The 21,901-nt window shown below is 60.5% G+C and carries 17 protein-coding genes and 4 tRNA genes; all 21 read right to left on the minus strand.

Annotated elements, in window-relative coordinates:
• Window positions 1–77: 77 nt before the first annotated feature.
• Window positions 78–2,168 carry an elongation factor G gene (fusA, locus tag HDE80_RS05530; RefSeq protein WP_184600938.1) on the minus strand — a complete coding sequence of 697 codons (2,091 nt, stop codon included), beginning with the start codon at window positions 2,166–2,168 and terminating at the stop codon, window positions 78–80.
• Between the two features lie 48 nt (window positions 2,169–2,216).
• Window positions 2,217–2,684 carry a 30S ribosomal protein S7 gene (gene rpsG, locus HDE80_RS05535; RefSeq protein WP_184600936.1) on the minus strand — a complete coding sequence of 156 codons (468 nt, stop codon included), beginning with the start codon at window positions 2,682–2,684 and terminating at the stop codon, window positions 2,217–2,219.
• 12 nt (window positions 2,685–2,696) lie between these two features.
• Window positions 2,697–3,071: a 30S ribosomal protein S12 gene (gene rpsL, locus HDE80_RS05540; RefSeq protein WP_056386848.1), complete on the minus strand. Its 375-nt coding sequence runs from the start codon at window positions 3,069–3,071 to the stop codon at window positions 2,697–2,699.
• Window positions 3,072–3,249: 178 nt separating this feature from the next.
• Window positions 3,250–7,464, minus strand: coding sequence for a DNA-directed RNA polymerase subunit beta' (rpoC, locus tag HDE80_RS05545; protein WP_184600935.1), 4,215 nt, complete (start codon window positions 7,462–7,464; stop codon window positions 3,250–3,252).
• Between the two features lie 25 nt (window positions 7,465–7,489).
• Complete coding sequence (rpoB, locus tag HDE80_RS05550; protein ID WP_184601147.1) at window positions 7,490–11,653, minus strand: DNA-directed RNA polymerase subunit beta; 4,164 nt, start codon at window positions 11,651–11,653, stop codon at window positions 7,490–7,492.
• Between the two features lie 327 nt (window positions 11,654–11,980).
• Window positions 11,981–12,352: a 50S ribosomal protein L7/L12 gene (gene rplL, locus HDE80_RS05555; protein WP_184600933.1), complete on the minus strand. Its 372-nt coding sequence runs from the start codon at window positions 12,350–12,352 to the stop codon at window positions 11,981–11,983.
• 46 nt (window positions 12,353–12,398) lie between these two features.
• Entirely contained in the window at window positions 12,399–12,935 is a 537-nt protein-coding gene (gene rplJ, locus HDE80_RS05560; protein ID WP_184668597.1) for a 50S ribosomal protein L10, read from the minus strand.
• Window positions 12,936–13,282: 347 nt separating this feature from the next.
• On the minus strand, window positions 13,283–13,990 hold the full coding sequence (rplA, locus tag HDE80_RS05565) for a 50S ribosomal protein L1 (protein WP_184668599.1): 708 nt from the start codon (window positions 13,988–13,990) through the stop codon (window positions 13,283–13,285).
• A gap of 3 nt (window positions 13,991–13,993) precedes the next feature.
• A complete protein-coding gene (rplK, locus tag HDE80_RS05570) occupies window positions 13,994–14,422 on the minus strand; it encodes a 50S ribosomal protein L11 (protein ID WP_179479246.1) in 429 nt (142 codons plus the stop codon).
• 208 nt (window positions 14,423–14,630) lie between these two features.
• On the minus strand, window positions 14,631–15,191 hold the full coding sequence (nusG, locus tag HDE80_RS05575) for a transcription termination/antitermination protein NusG (RefSeq protein WP_184600928.1): 561 nt from the start codon (window positions 15,189–15,191) through the stop codon (window positions 14,631–14,633).
• Window positions 15,192–15,201: 10 nt separating this feature from the next.
• On the minus strand, window positions 15,202–15,600 hold the full coding sequence (secE, locus tag HDE80_RS05580; protein WP_184600927.1) for a preprotein translocase subunit SecE: 399 nt from the start codon (window positions 15,598–15,600) through the stop codon (window positions 15,202–15,204).
• 81 nt (window positions 15,601–15,681) lie between these two features.
• Window positions 15,682–15,757 (minus strand) — tRNA-Trp (locus HDE80_RS05585).
• A gap of 131 nt (window positions 15,758–15,888) precedes the next feature.
• Window positions 15,889–17,079: an elongation factor Tu gene (gene tuf / locus HDE80_RS05590; protein ID WP_184600926.1), complete on the minus strand. Its 1,191-nt coding sequence runs from the start codon at window positions 17,077–17,079 to the stop codon at window positions 15,889–15,891.
• Window positions 17,080–17,161: 82 nt separating this feature from the next.
• Window positions 17,162–17,237, minus strand: a tRNA-Thr gene (locus HDE80_RS05595).
• Between the two features lie 26 nt (window positions 17,238–17,263).
• A tRNA-Gly gene (locus HDE80_RS05600) sits at window positions 17,264–17,337 on the minus strand.
• A gap of 216 nt (window positions 17,338–17,553) precedes the next feature.
• A tRNA-Tyr gene (locus tag HDE80_RS05605) sits at window positions 17,554–17,639 on the minus strand.
• 103 nt (window positions 17,640–17,742) lie between these two features.
• Entirely contained in the window at window positions 17,743–18,231 is a 489-nt protein-coding gene (locus HDE80_RS05610; protein WP_184600925.1) for an acyl-CoA thioesterase, read from the minus strand.
• Between the two features lie 49 nt (window positions 18,232–18,280).
• On the minus strand, window positions 18,281–19,372 hold the full coding sequence (ychF, locus tag HDE80_RS05615) for a redox-regulated ATPase YchF (protein WP_184668601.1): 1,092 nt from the start codon (window positions 19,370–19,372) through the stop codon (window positions 18,281–18,283).
• A gap of 81 nt (window positions 19,373–19,453) precedes the next feature.
• A complete protein-coding gene (pth, locus tag HDE80_RS05620; RefSeq protein WP_184668913.1) occupies window positions 19,454–20,050 on the minus strand; it encodes an aminoacyl-tRNA hydrolase in 597 nt (198 codons plus the stop codon).
• A 53-nt stretch (window positions 20,051–20,103) separates the two neighbouring features.
• A complete protein-coding gene (locus HDE80_RS05625) occupies window positions 20,104–20,787 on the minus strand; it encodes a 50S ribosomal protein L25/general stress protein Ctc (RefSeq protein ID WP_184600923.1) in 684 nt (227 codons plus the stop codon).
• Between the two features lie 133 nt (window positions 20,788–20,920).
• A complete protein-coding gene (locus tag HDE80_RS05630; protein WP_184601145.1) occupies window positions 20,921–21,862 on the minus strand; it encodes a ribose-phosphate diphosphokinase in 942 nt (313 codons plus the stop codon).
• Window positions 21,863–21,901 lie beyond the last annotated feature (39 nt).

Raw genomic sequence — 21,901 nt, forward strand, 5'->3', positions numbered from 1 at the left:
GTACGGCCATGAATGGCCGCTTCTTGATCTTCGCATTCAAGGACGAATGCAAAAACGATGGTGCAAAAACTGAATCATCAGGCCCGCTTCATGACCTGCTCGGCGATGTTGGTCGGCGCTTCGGCGTAGTGATCGAATTCCATGGTGTACGTGGCCCGCCCCTGGGTCTGCGAACGAAGACTCGTGGCGTAGCCAAACATCTCACCCAGCGGAACCGTTGCATTGATCACCTTGCCCGAGTTGGTGTCTTCGGATCCCTGCAAGACGCCACGACGGCGGCTCAGATCACCCATGACATCACCCATGTAATCCTCGGGTGTCACCACCTCGATCTTCATGACCGGCTCCAGCAAAACCGGACTGGCTTTGTGGAAACCTTCCTTGAAGCCCATCGAACCGGCAATCTTGAACGCCATTTCGCTGGAATCGACCTCATGATACGAACCGTCAATCAGACGGATCTTGATGTCGACAACCGGAAAACCCGCTAGCGGACCGGAGGTCATCGCTTCCTGGATACCCTTGTCGACAGCCGGGATGTATTCCTTCGGAATCACACCGCCGACGATTGCATTCTCGAACACATAGCCCTGCCCGCGTTCCTGCGGAACAATTTCCAGCACCACGTGGCCAAACTGGCCCTTGCCACCGGACTGGCGAATGAACTTGCCTTCCTGCTTGACCTGCTTGCGGATGGTCTCGCGATAGGCCACCTGTGGCTTGCCGACATTCGCCTCGACACCAAACTCGCGGCGCATGCGGTCGACCAGGATATCCAGATGCAACTCGCCCATGCCAGCGATGATGGTCTGGCCGGACTCCTCGTCAGTGCGCACGCGGAAGGATGGATCCTCCGACGCGAGGCGGCCCAACGCGATACCCATCTTCTCCTGGTCGGACTTGGTTCTCGGCTCAACCGCCATCGCAATGACGGGTTCCGGAAAAACCATCCGCTCCAGCGTGATCAGATGATCCTGAGCACATAGCGTATCGCCGGTTGTTACATCTTTCAGGCCGACTGCTGCAGCGATGTCACCAGCGCAGACTTCCTTCAGTTCCTGACGCTCGTTCGCATGCATTTGCAGCAGGCGACCGATACGCTCTTTCTTGCTCTTGATCGGGTTGTATACCGCATCGCCCGACTTCAGCACGCCCGAATAGACGCGAAAGAAGGTCAGCGACCCGACGAATGGATCCGTCATGATCTTGAATGCCAGTGCGGCAAACGGCTGGTCATCACCGGCGGTGCGGGTGATTTCCTGCTCGTCTTCGTCCAGACCCTTGACCGGCGGGCGATCGGCCGGCGAAGGGAGCAACTGCACCACCGCGTCGAGCATGGCCTGCACGCCCTTGTTCTTGAACGCCGTACCGCAGAAAACCGGGATCAGCGTTGCTGCAAGGGTACCTGCGCGGATGCCGGCGAGAATGTCTTCCTCAGCCAGATCACCCTCTTCCAGGTACTTGTTCATCAGCTCTTCGGACGTTTCCGCCGCCGCCTCGACCATGAAGTTGCGCGCCTGGTCAGCAGCATCTTTCAGGTCGGCCGGGATTTCCCGATAATCGAACTTCATACCCTGGGACTCCATGTCCCAGATAACCGCTTTCATCTTGATCAGATCGACAACGCCTTCGAACCCCTCTTCGGAGCCGATCGGCACCTGCATGGGCACCGGATTGGCACCTAGGCGGGATTTCAGCTGGCTGACCACGTTGTCGAAGTCGGCACCAGTGCGGTCCATCTTGTTGACGAACGCCAAGCGCGGCACCGAATACTTGTTGGCCTGACGCCAGACAGTCTCGGACTGCGGCTGCACACCACCCACGGCGCACAACACAAAGACGGCGCCATCAAGAACGCGCAGGGATCGCTCAACTTCAATCGTGAAGTCAACGTGTCCCGGCGTATCGATGATGTTGAAACGATGCTCCGGCATGGAGCGATCCATGCCTTTCCAGAACGCCGTCGTTGCCGCCGACGTAATGGTGATGCCCCGCTCCTGCTCCTGCTCCATCCAATCCATCGTTGCCGCACCATCATGCACTTCGCCAATCTTGTGACTGACACCGGTGTAGAACAGGATGCGCTCCGTTGTCGTGGTTTTCCCGGCATCAATGTGGGCCATGATGCCGAAATTACGATAACGGTCGATGGGAGTGGTGCGTGCCACGGAGTTGACCTCAAAAAACCTGCAGCGTCTGCAGACGACCAGCAGCGCTTACCAGCGGTAGTGCGAGAACGCCTTGTTGGCTTCGGCCATACGATGCGTTTCTTCACGCTTCTTGGCAGCACCACCACGGCTTTCCGAGGCTTCCAGCAGCTCGGCAGCCAGCTTGCGCGGCATCGAGGTCTCGCCGCGCTTGCGCGCCGCGTCGATCACCCAACGCATCGCCAGCGCCATGCGGCGACCCGGACGAACTTCGACCGGCACCTGGTACGTGGCACCACCGACGCGACGTGACTTCACCTCGACGGCAGGCGCGATGTTGTTCAGTGCTTTCTCGACCAGCGCTACCGGCTCGCCGTTCTTCTCACCAATGTGCTGCAGTGCGCCGTAGACGATGCTTTCGGCGACCGACTTCTTGCCGCTCTTCATCACCATGTTGATAAAACGGGCGATGAGCTGGCTGCCGTGCTTGGGATCCGGCAGGATCAGACGGGCGGGATGTGAACCTTTACGCGACATGTTTCTAGTCCTTTACTTTTTCGGGCGCTTGGCGCCGTACTTCGAACGCGATTGACGACGCTTGGTGACACCAGCGCAATCGAGGCTGCCGCGCACCGTGTGGTAGCGCACACCAGGCAGATCCTTGACGCGACCGCCGCGGATCAGAACCACCGAGTGCTCTTGCAGGTTATGACCTTCACCACCGATGTAGCTGATGATTTCGAAGCCGTTGGTCAGGCGCACCTTGGCGACCTTGCGCAAGGCCGAGTTCGGCTTTTTCGGGGTAGTTGTGTATACGCGCGTGCAGACGCCGCGACGCTGCGGGCTGCTCTGCAACGCCGGCGACCCACTCTTGTAGGTCTTGGGGCTGCGGGATTTGCGCACCAATTGATTGACTGTCGTCATGCGAAGCTGATCCTGAAAACATAAAGGCAGCCCGAACAAGCTCGGTCTGCCAAGAAGCGGAAATTTAACATGGGCAGGCCACCAGAGGCAACCAAGATACCCAGCCATCCATGACCCGAACACGAGGCGCATCCATGCGCCTCATTTCGTATTTCAGCGAGCAAGGCCTTGAGCAGGCTTACTCGGCACCATCATCATTACCGGCCGGAGCCTCGGCAAAGGATACGACCGGGGTGGAGCCGGACAACGCGTCCAGTTCCGAATCGGTCAAACCGCCCTGGCGACGACGCGCTGCATGGTAAGCCAGGCCCGTTCCTGCCGGAATTAAGCGCCCGACAATAACATTTTCCTTAAGGCCGCGCAAGGTGTCACGCGTACCGCGAACGGCTGCCTCGGTCAATACGCGGGTAGTCTCCTGGAACGAAGCGGCCGAGATGAACGACTCGGTGGCCAACGACGCCTTGGTGATACCCAGCAGCACCGACTGATACTCGGCCGGACGCTCACCCTTGGCGATCGCACGATCATTCTCGCCATTGATGCGCACCCGCTCAACCTGCTCGCCACGCAGGTAATGGCTTTCGCCCGGCTCGACGATCTCGACCTTGCGCAGCATCTGGCGAATGATCGCTTCGATGTGCTTGTCGTTGATCTTCACGCCCTGCAGGCGATACACGTCCTGAATTTCCTTGACCAGGTACGAAGCCAGCGGCTCCACACCCAGCAGGCGCAGGATGTCATGCGGGCTTGGCTCGCCGTCGACAACGGTTTCGCCCTTCTCGACATGCTCACCTTCAAACACGATGACCTGACGCCACTTGGGAATCAGCTCCTCGTGCTCGTTGCCGTCGACGTCCTTGATGATCAGACGCTGCTTGCCCTTGGTGTCCTTGCCGAAGCTGATGATTCCCGAACGCTCCGCGAGGATCGCCGGCTCCTTCGGCTTGCGCGCTTCGAACAAGTCGGCCACGCGCGGCAGACCACCGGTGATGTCGCGGGTCTTGGAAGTTTCCTGCGGGATACGTGCCACCACGTCGCCCACGCCCACTTCCGCACCGTTCTGGATCGACACGATGGCACCGGCCGGCAGGAAGTACTGCGCGGCGATGTCCGTACCCGGCAGCTTGAGCTCGCGGCCCTTGCTGTCTTCCAGGCGCACGATCGGGCGCAGATCCTTCGCCTGCGCACCGCGACGCTTCGGATCGGTGACCACCGCCGACTCCAGGCCGGTCAGGTCGTCGGTCTGGCTCTGCACGGTGACGCCATCGAGGAAGTCGATGAAGCGCACCACACCGGCCACTTCCGTGACGATCGGATGGGTATGCGGATCCCAGTTGGCAACGGTCTGGCCCGGCTTGACCGGCGCACCGTCCTTGACCGCGATGATGGCGCCGTACGGCACCTTGTAGCGCTCGCGTTCACGGCCGCTGGTGTCGATCACGCTCAGCTCTCCTGAACGCGACACGGCCACCAGATGGCCCTGCTTGTGCTGCACGGACTTGAGGTTGTTGAACTTCAGCGAGCCGGTGGTCTTCACCGTCACGTTGTCCACCGCCGCTGCACGCGAAGCCGCGCCGCCGATGTGGAACGTACGCATGGTCAGCTGGGTACCGGGCTCGCCGATCGACTGCGCGGCAACCACGCCCACGGCTTCACCCATGTTGACCAGGTGACCACGGGCCAGATCGCGGCCATAGCAGAATTTGCAGACACCGTGCGCCGCGGCGCAGGTGATCGGCGAACGGACCTTGATGATCTGTACGCCAGCCTTGTCCAGCTTCTCGACCAGTGCCTCGTTGAGCAGCGTGTCGCGGGTAACGATCGGCTGATCGTCGTCGCCGGGGCCGTAGACGTCCTCGACCACGACGCGGCCCAGCACGCGCTCGCGCAGCGGCTCGACCACATCGCCGCCTTCGACGATCGGCTGCATGATCACACCGTTCTCGGTGCCGCAGTCGTCCATCGTGATGACCACGTCCTGCGCCACGTCGACGAGACGACGGGTCAGGTAGCCGGAGTTCGCCGTCTTCAACGCCGTATCCGCGAGGCCCTTACGAGCACCGTGGGTGGAGTTGAAGTACTGCAGCACGTTCAGGCCTTCGCGGAAGTTCGCCTTGATCGGCGTCTCGATGATCGAGCCATCGGGACGGGCCATCAGACCGCGCATACCAGCCAGCTGACGAATCTGCGCCACGGAACCACGGGCGCCGGAGTCGGCCATGATGTACAGCGAGTTCATCGACTTCTGATTGACCGTCTTGCCGTCGACGTCCTTGACCTTTTCGGTACCAATGCCGTCGATCATGGCCTTCGCCACCAGCTCACTGGTGCGGGACCAGATGTCGACCACCTTGTTGTAGCGCTCGCCGGCCGTGACCAGACCCGACTGATACTGCTGCTGGATCTCGACCACTTCCTTCTCGGCTTCTTCCAGGATCGGCTTCTTCTCGTCCGGAATCAGCATGTCGTCGATGCCGATGGAGATACCGGCACGCGTAGCGAAACGGAAGCCGGTGTACATCAGCTTGTCGGCGAACACGACCGTTTCCTTCAAGCCCAGCAAACGATAGCTGGAGTTGATCAGACGCGAGATCGCTTTCTTGGTCAGCTCGGTATTGGCCAGCTCGAAGGGCAGACCCTCGGGCAGAATCTCGGCCAGCAGCGCGCGGCCGACGGTGGTGTCGACGATCTTGGTTTCGTTGGTGCGGGTGCCGTCCTCGGCAATGTTCACCAGTTTCAGGCGAACCTTGACCTTGGCGTGCAATTCAACGGCACGGTTATCGTAGGCGCGGCGCACTTCGGCGATGCCGGAGAACACCATACCGCCGCCCTTGACGTTGATCAGCTCGCGGGTCATGTAATACAGACCCAGCACCACGTCCTGGGTCGGCACGATGATCGGCTCACCGTTGGCAGGGCTGAGGATGTTGTTGGACGACATCATCAGCGCGCGCGCTTCGAGCTGTGCCTCGATCGACAACGGCACGTGCACGGCCATTTGATCGCCGTCGAAGTCGGCGTTGAATGCGGTACAGACCAGCGGATGCAGCTGGATGGCCTTGCCTTCAATCAGCTTCGGCTCGAACGCCTGGATGCCCAGACGATGCAGGGTCGGCGCGCGGTTCAGCAGCACCGGATGCTCGCGGATCACCTCTTCCAGGATGTCCCACACCTGCGCTTCTTCGCGCTCGACCAGCTTCTTGGCCGCCTTGATGGTGGTGGCTTCGCCACGCGCCTGCAGCTTGGCGAAGATGAAGGGCTTGAACAACTCAAGCGCCATCTTCTTCGGCAGACCGCACTGATGTAGACGCAAGGTCGGACCGACCACGATCACCGAACGACCGGAGTAGTCCACGCGTTTGCCGAGCAGGTTCTGACGGAACCGGCCCTGCTTGCCCTTGATCATGTCGGCCAGCGACTTCAGTGCACGCTTGTTGGTGCCGGTGATGGCACGACCCCGACGACCGTTGTCGAGCAGCGCATCGACCGATTCCTGCAGCATGCGCTTTTCATTGCGCACGATGATGTCCGGCGCATTGAGTTCGAGCAGACGCTTCAGGCGGTTGTTGCGGTTGATCACGCGACGGTACAGATCGTTCAGATCGGATGTCGCAAAGCGGCCACCGTCCAGTGGCACCAGCGGACGCAGGTCCGGCGGCAGCACGGGCAGCACGGTCAGCACCATCCACTCCGGCTTGTTGCCGGATTCCAGGAACGCCTCGATCAGCTTGACGCGCTTGGTCAGCCGCTTCAGCTTGGTCTCGGAATTGGTGGAGGTGATCTCTTCCTTCAGGCGGATGACTTCGCCCGGCAGGTCGAGCGACTTCAGCAGGTGGAAGACGGCCTCGGCACCCATGCGGGCATCGAACTCGTCGCCGTGCTCTTCGGTCGCTTCCAGGTACTGGTCTTCACTGAGCAGCTGGCCGCGCTCGAGCGCCGTCATGCCCGGATCGATCACCACGAAGGCTTCGAAGTACAGGATGCGCTCGATGTCACGCAGGGTCATGTCCAGCATCAGGCCGATGCGCGACGGCAGCGACTTGAGGAACCAGATGTGCGCGGTTGGGCTGGCCAGCTCGATGTGGCCCATGCGCTCGCGACGCACCTTGGCCAGCGTCACTTCCGTGCCGCACTTCTCGCAGACCACACCACGATGCTTCATGCGCTTGTACTTACCGCACAGGCACTCGTAGTCCTTCACCGGTCCGAAGATGGCGGCGCAGAACAGGCCGTCACGCTCGGGCTTGAAGGTGCGGTAGTTGATGGTTTCCGGCTTTTTGACTTCGCCGAATGACCACGAACGGATCAGCTCAGGCGACGCCAGCGCGATTTTGATTGCATCAAAATCCGGTGTGGCGCGCTGCTGATTGAACAGATTGAGCAGGTCTTTCATTGCTTGGCTCCTGTATGCGCGCGGGTCACTTGATCTCTTCCAGATCGATATCGATGGCGAGCGAGCGGATTTCCTTCACCAGCACGTTGAAGGATTCCGGCATGCCGGCCGACATCTCGTGGTTGCCGTCGACAATGTTCTTGTACATCTGGTTGCGGCCCTGCACGTCGTCGGACTTCACCGTCAACATTTCCTGCAGCGTGTATGCCGCGCCGTAAGCTTCCAGTGCCCACACTTCCATCTCGCCGAAGCGCTGGCCGCCGAACTGCGCCTTGCCGCCCAACGGCTGCTGGGTAACGAGCGAGTACGGACCGGTTGAACGGGCATGCATCTTGTCGTCGACCAGATGGTTGAGCTTCAGGTAATGCATGTAGCCCACGGTGACTGGGCGATCAAACGCCTCGCCGGTGCGGCCGTCGTACAGCATGGTCTGACCGGACTCGGGCAGATCTGCCAGCCTGAGCATCGCCTTGATCTCGGACTCTTCGGCACCGTCGAACACGGGCGTCGCCATCGGCACACCTTCCTGCAGATTGGTGGCGAGGGTGAAGATTTCCTTGTCGGTGAGCGACTTCAGGTCGACGTGCTGCACGGCACCGGCCACATGGTGGTTGTAGATCTGATCGAGGAACTCGCGGACCTGCGCCACCTTTGCCTGTGCCTCGAGCATTTTCTGGATCTTCTTGCCCAGGCCCTTGGCGGCCCAGCCCAGATGGACTTCCAGAATCTGACCGATGTTCATGCGCGACGGCACGCCCAGCGGGTTCAGCACGATGTCGACCGGCACGCCGTCGGCGGAGTACGGCATGTCTTCGACCGGCACCACGTTGGAAACGACACCCTTGTTGCCATGGCGGCCAGCCATTTTGTCGCCTGGCTGGATGCGGCGCTTCACGGCCAAGAACACCTTGACCATTTTCAGCATGCCCGGAGCCAGATCGTCGCCCTGCGTGATCTTGCCCTGCTTCTCCTTGAAGCGCTTGTCGAACTCCTCCTTGTGGCGCTTGACCTGATCGGCCGCGCGCTCGAGGAACTCGGTGACATCCTCGTCCTTGACGTTGACCTTGAACCAGTCGTCCTTCTTCAGACCGTCGAGGTAGGCATCGGTGATTTCCGTACCGCGCTTCAGGCCTCCCGGACCACTCATGGCGGACTTACCGACCAGCGCGGTGCGCATGCGGCTGTAGATCGCACCTTCGAGGATGCGGAACTGATCGTCCAGATCCTTGCGGACCCGCTTGATCTCGGTCTCTTCGATCTGCTTGGCGCGCTTGTCCTTCTCGATGCCGTCGCGGGTGAAAACCTGCACGTCGATGACGGTGCCATCCATGCCCGGCGGCACGCGCAGCGAGCTGTCCTTAACGTCGGACGCCTTCTCACCGAAGATCGCACGCAGCAGCTTCTCTTCCGGTGTCAGCTGGCTCTCGCCCTTCGGCGTGACCTTGCCCACCAGAATGTCGCCCGCCTTCACTTCGGCACCGATGTAGACGATGCCCGACTCGTCGAGCTTGGCCAGCGCCTGCTCGCCCACGTTCGGGATGTCGGCGGTGATTTCTTCGGCGCCCAGCTTGGTGTCACGCGCAGGGCAGGACAGCTCCTCGATATGGATCGAGGTGTAGCGATCTTCCTGCACGACACGCTCGGAGAGCAGGATCGAGTCTTCGAAGTTGTAGCCGTTCCACGGCATGAAGGCGATCAGCATGTTCTGGCCGAGCGCGAGCTCACCCAGATCGGTCGACGAACCGTCGGCCAGCGTGTCGCCCTTCGCCACCACGTCACCCACGTTCACCAGCGGACGCTGGTTGAGGTTGGTGTTCTGGTTGGAGCGGGTGTACTTGGTCAGCGTGTAGATATCCACGCCGGCGTCGTTGTCGCCAACTTCTTCCTCGTTCACGCGCACCACGATACGGGCCGCATCGACCTGGTCGATCACGCCGCCGCGCTTGGCAGTGGCAATGACGCCCGAGTCACGCGCCACGGCGCGCTCGATGCCGGTACCGACCAGCGGAGTCTGCGAACGCAGCGTCGGCACGGCCTGACGCTGCATGTTCGCGCCCATCAGCGCGCGGTTCGCATCGTCGTGCTCGAGGAACGGCACCAGCGCCGCGGCCACCGACACGGTCTGCATCGGCGAGACGTCCATGTAATCGACTTCGGACGCCGGACGCAGTTCGGACTCACCGCGGAAACGACAGGACACGAAGTCCTCGATGAAGCCGCCGTGCTTGTCGAGCGGCGAGTTCGCCTGCGCGATCACGTGATCGCCCTCTTCGATCGCCGACAGGTAATCCACCTTGTCGGTGACCTTGCTGCTGGCAACTTTGCGGTACGGCGTCTCGAGGAAGCCGTAGGAGTTGGTACGGGCGTATACGGCCAGCGAGTTGATCAGGCCGATGTTCGGGCCTTCCGGCGTTTCGATGGTGCAGACGCGGCCGTAATGGGTCGGATGCACGTCGCGCACTTCGAAGCCGGCACGCTCACGCGTCAAACCACCTGGCCCAAGCGCAGAAACGCGGCGCTTGTGCGTGACTTCCGACAGCGGATTGTTCTGATCCATGAACTGGCTGAGCTGTGAGGAGCCAAAGAACTCCTTCACCGCTGCTGCCACCGGCTTGGCATTGATCAGGTCCTGCGGGGTCAGGCCATCGGCCTCGGCCAGCGACAGGCGCTCGCGCACCGCACGCTCCACGCGCACCAGACCGATGCGGAAGGTGTTCTCGGCCATTTCGCCAACCGAACGCACGCGACGGTTGCCCAGATGATCGATGTCATCCACGGTACCGTGGCCGTTCTTGATGTCGATCAGTACCTTGAGCACGTCGAGGATGTCGGACGTCTCGCCCTGCTCCTTGACCAGGTTCTGCGACGCCTCTTCCTTGCGCTCGCTGAAGAACTTGTGGTCATACAGCACGCCCGGGCCAAGGATTTCCTTGCGGCCCACGCGGCGGTTGAACTTCATCCGGCCGACGCCCGACAGGTCATAGCGATCGAAGGTGAAGAACAGGTTGAAGAACAGGTTCTGTGCGGCATCCTTGGTCGGCGGCTCGCCCGGGCGCATCATGCGATAGATTTCCACCAGCGCCTCGAGTGGCGTCTTGGTGTTGTCGATGCGCAGGGTGTGCGAGATGTAGGCGCCGCGATCCAGATCGTTGACGTACAGCGTCGGCACGATCTCGATACCGGCCTTGCGGAAGTTTTCCAGCTGCTCGGCCGTGATCTCGTCGTTCGCCGACGCCAACAGCTCGCCGGTGGCCGGATCAATGATATCGGTCGCCACGATGCGGCCGACCGGATAGTCGTCCGGCACTTCCAGCGCAGTGATGTTCTCGGCCGCCAGCTGACGCACGTGACGCGCCGTAATGCGCTTGCCGGCTTCCACCAGCACCGTGCCGCCAATGGCCAGGTCGAAGCTCAGCGTTTCGCCACGCAGACGCTCGGCGACGAGCTCTAATGTGGTACCACCCTTCTTGCCGAGGTGGAACACGTTGTGCTCGAAGAAAATGCCCAGCATTTCCTGGTTGTTGTAGCCGAGCGCGCGCAGCAACACGGTCACCGGCAACTTGCGGCGACGATCGATACGGGTGAACAGCGCATCCTTCGGATCGAACTCGAAATCGAGCCACGAGCCACGGTAAGGAATCACGCGCGCCGAGAACAGCAGCTTGCCCGAGCTATGCGTCTTGCCACGGTCGTGATCGAAGAACACGCCCGGCGAACGATGCAGCTGCGAGACGATCACGCGCTCGGTGCCGTTGATGATGAAGGTGCCGGTGTCGGTCATGAGCGGAATTTCGCCCATGTAGACCTCCTGCTCCTTGATGTACTTGACGACTTTCTTCGATGCCGGGCTGTCCTTGTCATAAATGACCAGGCGCACGGTGGTGCGCAGCGGCGCACCATAGGTCATGCCGCGGTTGCGGCACTCGCGTTCGTCGAACGCCGGCTCGCCGAGGCGATACTCGACATACTCCAGCGCGGCATTGCCCGAGTAGCTGGTAATCGGGAACACCGATTTCAGCGCAGCGTGCAAACCCTTTTCGCCACGCTGTTTGGGCGCGATATGTTCCTGCAGGAACTCGCGGTAGGAATCGGTCTGGATGGTCAGCAGGTTGGGTACGCCCAATACGGGCGGACGCTTGCCAAAGTCCTTGCGGATGCGTTTCTTCTCGGTAAACGAGTAGGCCATGATCGGGAGCGCCTCGGTTCGCAGTGACGCCGGTGGTGCACACACCGGCTAAATGGTAAGAACTGTGGATGCCGCTAGTGACCGGAAAACGATGACTTGTCAGCCGGCACGTCAAAAGGCATGAATCAAAGATCGCGACTGAAGCTGTCGATCTCTCAGTGCTGACTTCTGACGGTATTACTGGTGATTCTTGACGCTTACGCGTTGGTGCCTGAACACGGTTTCGATGCCACAGACTCGGTGAAGTTCACCGTTAACAGGCAAAGCCCGGGGGCTTTCGCCCCCAGGCTTGCTTGACGTCAAGTCGAACTATCGGCGCGCAAACGCCGATTACTTCAGTTCGACAGTGGCGCCGGCAGCTTCGAGATCCTTCTTGAACTTCTCTGCGTCTTCCTTCGACACGGCTTCCTTCAGGACGCCACCGGCCTCGGTGAGGTCCTTGGCTTCCTTCAGGCCCAGGCCAGTGATGGCGCGGACGGCCTTGATCACGTCGACCTTCTTGGCGCCGGCGGACTTCAGGATCAGGTCAAACTCGGTCTGCGCTTCAGCAGGGGCAGCAGCGGCAGCGGCCGGACCGGCAGCAGCAACCGGGGCAGCAGCGGACACGCCAAACTTCTCTTCAATCGCCTTGACCAGCTCCATCACTTCCATGAGCGACTTGGCGGCAACAGCTTCAACGATCTGTTCGTTGGACAGGGACATTTTATTTACCTCTGGAAATGGGTTTCAGTTTGAATAGAAATCGAACTTAAGCGGGCTCGGCTTCGACCGGCGCTTCGGCGGCAACTTCGCCACCACCGTCCTGCTTGTCGGCCACGGCCTTGATGGCGCGGGCGAACATCGCAGCAGGCTCGGCCAGCACGCGTGCCAGCATGGAAAGCGCCTGTTCGCGGGTCGGCAGCGAGGCCAGCACATCAACGTGCTCGGCCGCAAACAGCTTGCCTTCGACCGAGACGATTTTCGCCTTCAGCTTGTCGTTACTCTTGGAAAATTCCTTGATCAGACGACCGGCAGCACCGGGTTCCTCTGTCGAGAATGCATAAAGCAGCGGACCAACCAGAGAGTCTTTGACGACCTCGAATTCGGTACCAGCCACAGCGCGCGAAGCGAGCGTGTTCTTGACGACTCTCAAGTACACGCCGGATTCACGGGCCTGCTTGCGCATCGCGGTCATCTGCGCGACCGTGGTGCCCGCATATTCGGCAGCAATCAAGGAGTGAGCCTTCGAGGCAACTTCTGCCAGTTCGGCAACTACTTCTTGTTTCTGAGAAAGATTTAGAGCCATATCACTCCTCCAAATGAACTCCGCTTACGGCTCCTGCCGCTTGCGGTCCTGGGCGACGCCGTCCTTGACGTCGGGGGCGCGAGCGCCCCGGGTGTCGGCCTTTCCAGAACAAATCGAACGATTCCAGAATGGGCAGCACCATCTACGCTGGCCGGATTTGAACAATCCGATTAAGCGACCTCGCTACCGATAACGGCGATTCCTTGCCATTGCGAGCCTCCTGCCCGTCGTCGTCGTGCGCTGGTCACACCTGCGGTCTTTGACAGCCGTCCCGGCCTTCATGCGAAGTCGGAACTGCCCTCAAAAACTGCCTGCGTCAGCTTTCGCTGGCACAGGACTTGATTCTGTTACTTGGCCGCCGTGGTCAGCGTGGAGGTGTCGACGGCAACGCCGACGCCCATCGTGCTGGACAACGCAACCTTCTGCAGGAACTGGCCCTTCGCCGTGGACGGCTTGGCCTTCAGCAGATCGGCGATCAGCGTGTTGAGGTTGTCCGCAAGCTGCGAAGCCTCGAAGCTGGCCTTGCCGATGGTGGCGTGGATGATGCCCGCCTTGTCGTTGCGGAACTTCACCTGGCCGGCCTTGGCGTTCTTGACGGCCGTGGCGACGTCAGCGGTGACCGAACCATCTTTTGGATTCGGCATCAGACCACGCGGACCGAGCAGCTGGCCGAGCTTGCCGACCACGCGCATCGCGTCCGGCGTGGCAATTACACGACCGAAGTCGAGATCGCCAGCCTGCATGCGCTCAGCCAGATCGTCCATGCCAACCGCGTCAGCACCAGCGGCCTTGGCGGCCTCAGCCTTCTCACCCGGCGGGCAGAACACGGCAACCTTGACGGTCTTGCCGGTGCCGTGCGGGAGCAGCGAGGAGCCGCGCACACCCTGGTCGGATTTCTTCGCGTCGATACCCAGACGCACAGCCACGTCCACCGACTCGGCGAACTTGGCCTTGGCGTTGTCCTTGATGATCTTCAGCGCTTCATCTAGGCCATAGAACTTGCCCAGCTGCACCGCGCCCTGCGCGGCCTTCATACGTTTTGTGAGCTTCGTCATGTCTTAACCCTCCACTACCAAGCCCATGGAACGGGCGCTACCGGCGATCGTACGGACCGCAGCTTCGAGTTCAGCCGCTGTCAGATCCGCGCTCTTCTGCTTGGCGATCTCTTCGAGCTGCGCCCGAGTGACCTTGCCAACCTTGTCGGTATTCGGCTTGGGCGAACCCTTGGCCGTGTTGGTCAGCTTCTTCAACCAGAAAGTGGCCGGAGAAGTCTTCATCGCGAAGGTGAAACTGCGGTCGGAGTAAGCGGTGATGACGACCGGAATCGGCGCACCAGGCTCCATTTTCTGCGTGGCAGCATTGAACGCCTTGCAGAACTCCATGATGTTCAGGCCGCGCTGACCGAGGGCAGGACCCACCGGCGGCGACGGATTGGCCTGACCAGCCTTGACCTGCAGCTTGATATAACCAGTTACTTTCTTTGCCATTGCGTTTTTCCTCGCGAGTCCAGGCGCCTTGCGGCTCCTCGCTGTTCACCGATCCATGGATGGAAGGAAGGTTCGCCTCTTGCAAACCCTGAAACACGGGCACGCCGAGATCGTGAGACCTCGACGTGAACCGCGCAGTATAGAGATTGATAAGGCTTTCAGCAAGCCCCGTGCCAAGACACGCCTTTGGTGATCAAGCCGGCTTTGATCAGGCTTTCTCGACCTGACCGAATTCCAGCTCAACCGGGGTCGACCGACCGAAGATCAGCACCGCAACGCGCAGGCGACTCTTCTCGTAATTGACTTCCTCGACCACACCGTTGAAATCGTTGAACGGGCCTTCGGTGACGCGAACCATCTCGCCCGGCTCGAACAGCACCTTGGGCCGCGGCTTCTCGACACCTTCACGAACCCGGCTAAGGATGGCCTCGGCTTCACTGTCCTTGATCGGCAGCGGACGATCCGCCGTACCGCCGATGAAGCCCATGACCTTCGGCGTTTCCTTGATCAGATGCCAGCATTCGTCGTCGATCCGCGGCGATTTGCCTTCGGTATTCGTCTCGATCTGCACCAACACATAGCCAGGGAAGAATTTGCGCTCGCTGCGACGCTTCTGGCCGCCGCGCATTTCGATGACTTCTTCGGTCGGCACCAGCACTTCGCCGAACTTCTCTTCCATCTCGGCGCGCTTGATGCGCTCGTCAAGGGAACGCTTCACCTGATTCTCGAAACCCGAATAGGCGTGCACCACGTACCAACGCTTGCTCATGTTTTCCACCTCAGGTACCCAACTTGAGCAGCCAGTCGAGGATGACCGACTTCAGAATCAGATCGATCAGACCCAGCAACAACGAAAGAACCACTACCACGACAATGATGATGCCGGTGGTCTTGATCGTCTCGTCCTTGGTCGGCCAGACGACCTTGCGCAATTCGAACTGCGATTCGCCGATGAAATTGCGCACCCGCCGGCCCAGCGCCGTAAATGCCGCAATGGCCAGCGCAATGACCAGCGCTGCCAGCACGCCAAGCAAGCGCACGGAGGATGGGATGCTGGCGTCGTTGCCGAACCAGGAATAGGCGAAGATGCCGCCAACCAGTATCAGCCCCGCCAGCACCAGCTTGGCAACATCGGCGGCATTCGTGCCTTTGGGCTGCTGTTCTGCCTTGGTATTCATGCACAGTGATCAAGTGTCAGCAGCATGCCGGCCCATGCGGGCGGCCTTGCCATCGTCACCCGTCATCGATCCTCGGGAAAGTGGCACGCCAGGAGGGACTTGAACCCCCAACCTGCGGTTTTGGAGACCGCTGCTCTGCCAATTGAGCTACTGGCGTACATGACTTGAACTTTAAAACACGACGGCGAGCGGATGAAGTCCGCTCGCCCCGTGAACTGTAATTTCAGCCATCCTCCCTGATGGCAGAGCTAAGTCCGGCATCCATGCCGGACTCTTCATAAGTGCAGCTTACTTGAGAACTTTCGCCACGACACCCGCGCCGACGGTACGACCGCCTTCACGGATGGCGAAACGCAGGCCTTCGTCCATCGCGATCGGGTGGATCAGGCTCACCACCATCTTCACGTTGTCACCCGGCATCACCATTTCCACGCCCTCGGGCAGCTCGCAAGCGCCGGTGACGTCGGTGGTACGGAAGTAAAACTGCGGACGGTAGCCCTTGAAGAACGGCGTATGACGGCCACCCTCGTCCTTCGACAGCACATACACCTCGGCCTCGAAGTCCGTGTGCGGGGTGATCGTGCCCGGCTTGGCCAATACCTGGCCGCGCTCGACGTCGTCACGCTTCAGGCCGCGCAGCAGCAGACCGGCGTTGTCGCCTGCCTGACCCTGATCCAGCAGCTTGCGGAACATTTCCACGCCGGTCACGGTGGTCTTCTGCGTGTTGCGGATACCGACCACTTCAATTTCGTCGCCGACCTTGATGATGCCGCGCTCGATACGGCCGGTCACCACGGTGCCGCGGCCGGAGATCGAGAACACGTCTTCGACCGGCATCAGGAACGGCTTGTCGATCACGCGCACCGGCTCAGGGATGTAGCTGTCCAGCGCATCGACCAGCTTGATGATCGACGGCACGCCGATTTCGCTCTGATCACCTTCCAGCGCCAGCTTGGCCGAACCGTGGATCATCGGGGTGTCGTCGCCCGGGAAGTCGTACTTGGTCAGCAGCTCGCGCACTTCCATTTCGACCAGCTCGAGCAGCTCGGCGTCGTCGACCATGTCCGCCTTGTTCAGGTAGACCACGATGAACGGCACGCCCACCTGACGCGACAGCAGAATGTGCTCGCGCGTCTGCGGCATCGGGCCGTCAGCGGCCGAACACACCAGGATCGCACCGTCCATCTGCGCCGCACCCGTGATCATGTTCTTCACATAATCCGCATGGCCCGGGCAGTCGACGTGCGCGTAGTGACGCAGCGGCGACTCGTATTCCACGTGGGCGGTCGAGATCGTGATGCCACGTGCCTTCTCTTCCGGCGCCGCGTCAATCGCGTCATAGGCCTTGAACTCGCCACCGAAACGTTCTGCACCGACTTTCGTCAGCGCCGCCGTCAGCGTCGTCTTGCCGTGATCCACGTGACCAATCGTGCCGACGTTGACGTGCGGCTTGGTGCGTTCGAATTTACCCTTTGCCATGCGCGCTAAACCCCGATGGAGTCAATCAATTGAAGGAAAAAACCGTCCGTATATGGCCGAAGCTTCTACGGTCGCAGTGAAATGGTGCTCATAACAGGAATCGAACCTGTGACCTCTTCCTTACCAAGGAAGTGCTCTACCGACTGAGCTACATGAGCGTTTTTTAACGCAGCGCGAGAGCCAATGGAGCGGAAGGCGGGAATCGAACCCGCGTAATCAGTTTGGAAAACTGATGTTCTACCATTGAACTACTCCCGCCCTGCGCGGAACTCGCTTGATAAAAAAGATCGATCGCCTGGTCCGCCACGAACCAACCAACCCAGCTCCTTCATCCGGGCCGCGCCGCTTTCGCGTCGCGATCAAGATTGCTTCCATGCAACCCTGTTGAATCTTTTCTCTTCATCGCGACCAAGGTCGCTTTGTCGAAAACTTTAACTTTTCGCCACTCTCGAACTTTCAGAGTGGTATCCAAGCTGGTGGAGGGAGGTGGATTCGAACCACCGAAGGCGTAAGCCAGCAGATTTACAGTCTGCCCCCGTTGGCCGCTTGGGTATCCCTCCAACAAAGAACGCGTATTGTGTGGATCGGGCCTTGAGCTGTCAACACCTTGCGCACTCGGATACGCATGATTGGCGCACTATTTCAGCCCAGCCGACGCAGAAATCAGCCTGCTGACGACGCCTGGATATCGATCAGCTGCTCCATTCCCTTGGACAATTCCAGCAGCTGTTTTGCCTGCAGCTGCAGGCGGCGCTCGTTGTCGTCGCGCGGTTCCCAGCGCGGCACAGCCGTGGGCTTGCCATCGGGACTATCCAGCGCCACGAATACCATCACGCAGCTGGTCGCCAGACGCTGCTCGTCCTTGCGCAGATCGCGCGCCAGCACGTCCACCGCCATGTGCATGCTCGATGTGCCGGTATGAATCAATCGCGCCCGCACGGTCACCAGGTCGCCAATCAGGATCGGCGCCACAAACTGGATGCCGCTGACCGACGCGGTGACGCAGTACGCCCCGCTCCAGCCTACCGCGCAGGCGTAGCCAGCCTGGTCGATCCATTTCATCGCCATACCGCCGTGCACCTTGCCGCCGAAATTCACGTCGGTGGGTTGGGCGAGAAAACGGAACGTTACTTCGTGCTGCTGGCCTGACATGAAAACTCCGGCAGATGATCGAAAAGAATTTACCTATGACTGAAGCAGATCAAACGTTGAACAGGAAGTTCAGCACATCACCATCCTTGACGACATAGTCCTTGCCCTCGGCGCGCATCTTGCCCGCTTCCTTGGCGCCCTGCTCACCGCGATAGCGAATGAAATCGTCGAAGCCGATCGTCTGCGCACGAATGAATCCGCGCTCGAAATCGGTATGGATCACACCAGCCGCCTGCGGCGCGGTATCGCCGATATGGATGGTCCAGGCACGTACTTCCTTGACGCCAGCGGTGAAGTACGTCTGCAGTCCGAGCAGCCCGAATGCGGCGCGCGCCAGCCGATTGAGGCCCGGCTCCTGCAAACCCATTTCAGCGAGAAATTCCGCCTTGTCGGCATCATCCAGCTCGGCCATGTCCGACTCGATCGCCGCACAGACAGCGACCACTGGCGCACCCTCGATCGCCGCGTGTTCGCGTACCTTGTCGAGTAGCGGGTTGTTCTCGAAGCCGTCCTCGGCCACGTTGGCCACATACATCGCCGGCTTGATGGTCAACAGCGACAGCGGCTTGAGCGCCAGCCGTTCTTCATCCGACAGCGGTGCGGAGCGCGCCGGATTGCCCTGATCCAGATGCGGCACCACCTTTTCCAGCGCGGCGACCATCAGCTTGGCATCTTTGTCGCCAGCTCTGGCCTTTTTCTGTTCCCGCTGCAGCGCCTTGTCAGCCGTGGCGAGATCGGCCAGCGCCAGCTCGGTGCCGATCACGATGATGTCGTCGAGCGGATCGATGCGACCGGCAACATGCACGATGTTGTCGTCGTTGAAGCAACGCACCACATTGACGATGGCATCGGTCTCACGAATGTTGGCCAGGAACTGGTTGCCAAGCCCCTCGCCTTTCGACGCACCCGCCACCAGTCCGGCGATATCGACGAACTCGACGATGGCCGAGACGATCTTTTGCGGCTTGACGATCTCGGAAAGCTGAGCCAGTCGCGCATCCGGCACCTCCACGATGCCCACGTTGGGCTCGATGGTGCAGAACGGATAGTTCGCCGCCTCGATACCTGCCTTGGTCAGCGCATTGAACAGGGTGGATTTGCCAACGTTAGGCAGGCCGACGATGCCGCATTTGATGCCCATGATGATTCCGTACCGTGAAACGTGAGGCGCAAATCGATCCGGTGGCTCGGCTTGCGTATCGCGTCTGCTATTGAGTGAAGCCTATTTTTTCGACTCGACGTTTTCTGCACTGTGCAGCTGATGCATCGCCCTCTCGAACTCACCGCTGACCGCCAGCGGCAACACATCCAGCGCACGGCCAATACCGACAAGCATCGCATCTTCATCCGCCGCCGATGGCCGGCCCAGCACCCAAGGCGTGACTTGATCCCGATGTCCGGGATGACCGATACCCACGCGCAGGCGATGAAATTTGCCGTGTCCGAGATGCGCCATGATGTCGCGCAAACCATTCTGGCCGCCGTGACCACCGTCGAACTTGACCCGCACGATGCCAGGAGGCAGATCCAGATCGTCATGCGCCACCAGACACTGCTCCGGCTCGATCTTGTAGTAGCGCAGCGCCGAGATCACCGCGATGCCGCTTTTATTCATGAACGTCGCCGGCTTCAACAACCAGACCGACTCGTTGCCAATGCTCACCTTGCAGGCTTCGCCATGCAGCTTGCCGTCGAAACCGAACCGCTGGCCCTGAGCATTCGCCAGGGCATCAACAAGCCAGAACCCGGCGTTGTGCCGGGTTCGGAGGTATTCGGCACCGGGATTGCCCAGCCCGATAATAAGTCGCAGACCCGCCATAACGGAAGGCAAGCAGTGCAGCCCGCACCAGCGAAGGTGCGGGCTGCAACGGCTTACTTCTTGTCGTCCTTCTTGGCGTCGCCAGCAGGCTTGGCGGCGGCCGGCTTGGCAGCAGCAGCGTCGCCTTCAGCGGCTTCCGGCGTTTCGTCCACTTCTTCCTGCACGAACATCACGGTGACCACGGCGATATCGTGATCTTCGCCCAGCGCCAACGCCGGAATCTCGACGTTCGCCGGCAGCGTCAGCTGCGACAGATGGATGATGTCGCCTTCCTTCAGCTTGCCCAGATCGAGCTCGATGAACTCCGGCAGATCCTTCGGCAGGCAGGAGACTTCGACTTCCGTCAGGTTGTGCGAAATAACCACACCGGAGGTCTTGCCGGCGGGCGAGGATTCCTGATTGAGGAAGTGCAGCGGAACGTTGACGCGAATGACTTCGTTCTCGTTGATGCGCAGGAAATCCATATGCATCATCAGCTGCTTGAACGGGTGCTTCTGCCAGTCACGCACCAGCACCTTCTGCACCTTGCCATCGACGTTGAGATCGAGCACCGAGGAGAAGAACCACTCGTGCTTGGCGGCAAGCAGAATGGTGTTGTGTTCGATCTGGATGCTCTCCGGATCCTTGCCAGCGCCGTAAACGACGGCAGGCACAAAGCTCGCATGACGCAGGCGGCGGCTCGCACCTTTCCCCTCGTCCTTGCGGCTCTGCGCCTTGATTTCGTGTGTCTTAGCCATGTTGGTATTGCCTTAGTTGGGTAATGACCGCTTCGCAGCGGCCGATTGACTTTCCCGCGACCAGAAAAGTCGATGGTGCGGTGACCGATGCCACCGCGTTTGAAGCCGGATAGTGTGAATCAACTCGTGTGAATCAATCCACGTACAACGAACTCACCGACTCGCCAAAGGCGATTCGGCGAATGGTTTCTGCCAGGAGTTCGGCAACCGAGAGCTGGCGAATCTTGGCGCAGGCCTGCACTTGCGGGCTCAGCGGCAACGTATTGGTGACAATCAGCTGATCGAGCTGGGAGCCTTCGATATTGCTGACTGCCGCGCCCGAAAGCACCGGATGCACGCAATAGGCAACCACCTTGCGGGCACCGCGCTCCTTCAGCGCAGCGGCTGCCGCGCACAGCGTACCGGCGGTGTCGACGATGTCGTCGATCAACACACAAGTCTTGCCGTTCACGTCACCGATGATGTTCATCACCGTCGCCACATTGGCCTTCGGCCGACGCTTGTCGATGATGGCCAGGTCCGCATCATCCAGCCGCTTGGCCAGTGCGCGAGCGCGCACCACACCGCCCACGTCCGGACTGACCACGATCACGTCGTCCATGCTGTGGTGGCGCCAGATATCCGCCAATAGCACCGGTGAGGCATACACATTGTCGACCGGAATATCGAAAAAACCCTGAATCTGGTCGGCGTGCAGATCCACCGTCAGTACCCGATCGATACCTGCGGCGCCAATCATCCGGGCAGCCAGCTTGGCGGTAATCGGCACGCGCGCCGAGCGGGGCCGACGATCCTGCCGCGCATAGCCGAAATACGGAATCACCGCCGTCACGCTCATGGCGGAAGCGCGCTTCAGCGCATCGGCCAACGCCAGCAACTCGAACAGATTCTCCGCACTCGGTGCACCGGTGGGCTGGATCACGAACACTTCCTGCCGCCGAACGTTTTCCTCGATTTCGATCTGCACTTCGCCGTCGCTGAACGTGCTGACCAGTGCCTTGCCCAGCGGTACGCCGAGGCGATGGGCAACATCCTCCGACAGCGCGCGGTGCGCATTGCCGGTAAACAGCATCATCGGGGTGGACGTGTCCACAGTATTACCTCAGAACTCAAG

It is taken from the genome of Rhodanobacter sp. A1T4 (assembly GCF_014207185.1).
Lineage (GTDB): Bacteria > Pseudomonadota > Gammaproteobacteria > Xanthomonadales > Rhodanobacteraceae > Rhodanobacter.

Bases quoted from the DNA above. Each gene is read 5' to 3' on its own strand.
- rpsG (WP_184600936.1), bottom strand. From the start codon at position 2,684: ATGTCGCGTAAAGGTTCACATCCCGCCCGTCTGATCCTGCCGGATCCC.
- rpsL (WP_056386848.1), bottom strand. From the start codon at position 3,071: ATGACGACAGTCAATCAATTGGTGCGCAAATCCCGCAGCCCCAAGACC.
- rpoC (WP_184600935.1), bottom strand. From the start codon at position 7,464: ATGAAAGACCTGCTCAATCTGTTCAATCAGCAGCGCGCCACACCGGAT.
- rplL (WP_184600933.1), bottom strand. From the start codon at position 12,352: ATGTCCCTGTCCAACGAACAGATCGTTGAAGCTGTTGCCGCCAAGTCG.
- rplJ (WP_184668597.1), bottom strand. From the start codon at position 12,935: ATGGCTCTAAATCTTTCTCAGAAACAAGAAGTAGTTGCCGAACTGGCA.
- rplA (WP_184668599.1), bottom strand. From the start codon at position 13,990: ATGACGAAGCTCACAAAACGTATGAAGGCCGCGCAGGGCGCGGTGCAG.
- rplK (WP_179479246.1), bottom strand. From the start codon at position 14,422: ATGGCAAAGAAAGTAACTGGTTATATCAAGCTGCAGGTCAAGGCTGGT.
- nusG (WP_184600928.1), bottom strand. From the start codon at position 15,191: ATGAGCAAGCGTTGGTACGTGGTGCACGCCTATTCGGGTTTCGAGAAT.
- secE (WP_184600927.1), bottom strand. From the start codon at position 15,600: ATGAATACCAAGGCAGAACAGCAGCCCAAAGGCACGAATGCCGCCGAT.
- tuf (WP_184600926.1), bottom strand. From the start codon at position 17,079: ATGGCAAAGGGTAAATTCGAACGCACCAAGCCGCACGTCAACGTCGGC.
- HDE80_RS05610 (WP_184600925.1), bottom strand. From the start codon at position 18,231: ATGTCAGGCCAGCAGCACGAAGTAACGTTCCGTTTTCTCGCCCAACCC.
- ychF (WP_184668601.1), bottom strand. From the start codon at position 19,372: ATGGGCATCAAATGCGGCATCGTCGGCCTGCCTAACGTTGGCAAATCC.
- pth (WP_184668913.1), bottom strand. From the start codon at position 20,050: ATGGCGGGTCTGCGACTTATTATCGGGCTGGGCAATCCCGGTGCCGAA.
- HDE80_RS05625 (WP_184600923.1), bottom strand. From the start codon at position 20,787: ATGGCTAAGACACACGAAATCAAGGCGCAGAGCCGCAAGGACGAGGGG.
- HDE80_RS05630 (WP_184601145.1), bottom strand. From the start codon at position 21,862: ATGATGCTGTTTACCGGCAATGCGCACCGCGCGCTGTCGGAGGATGTT.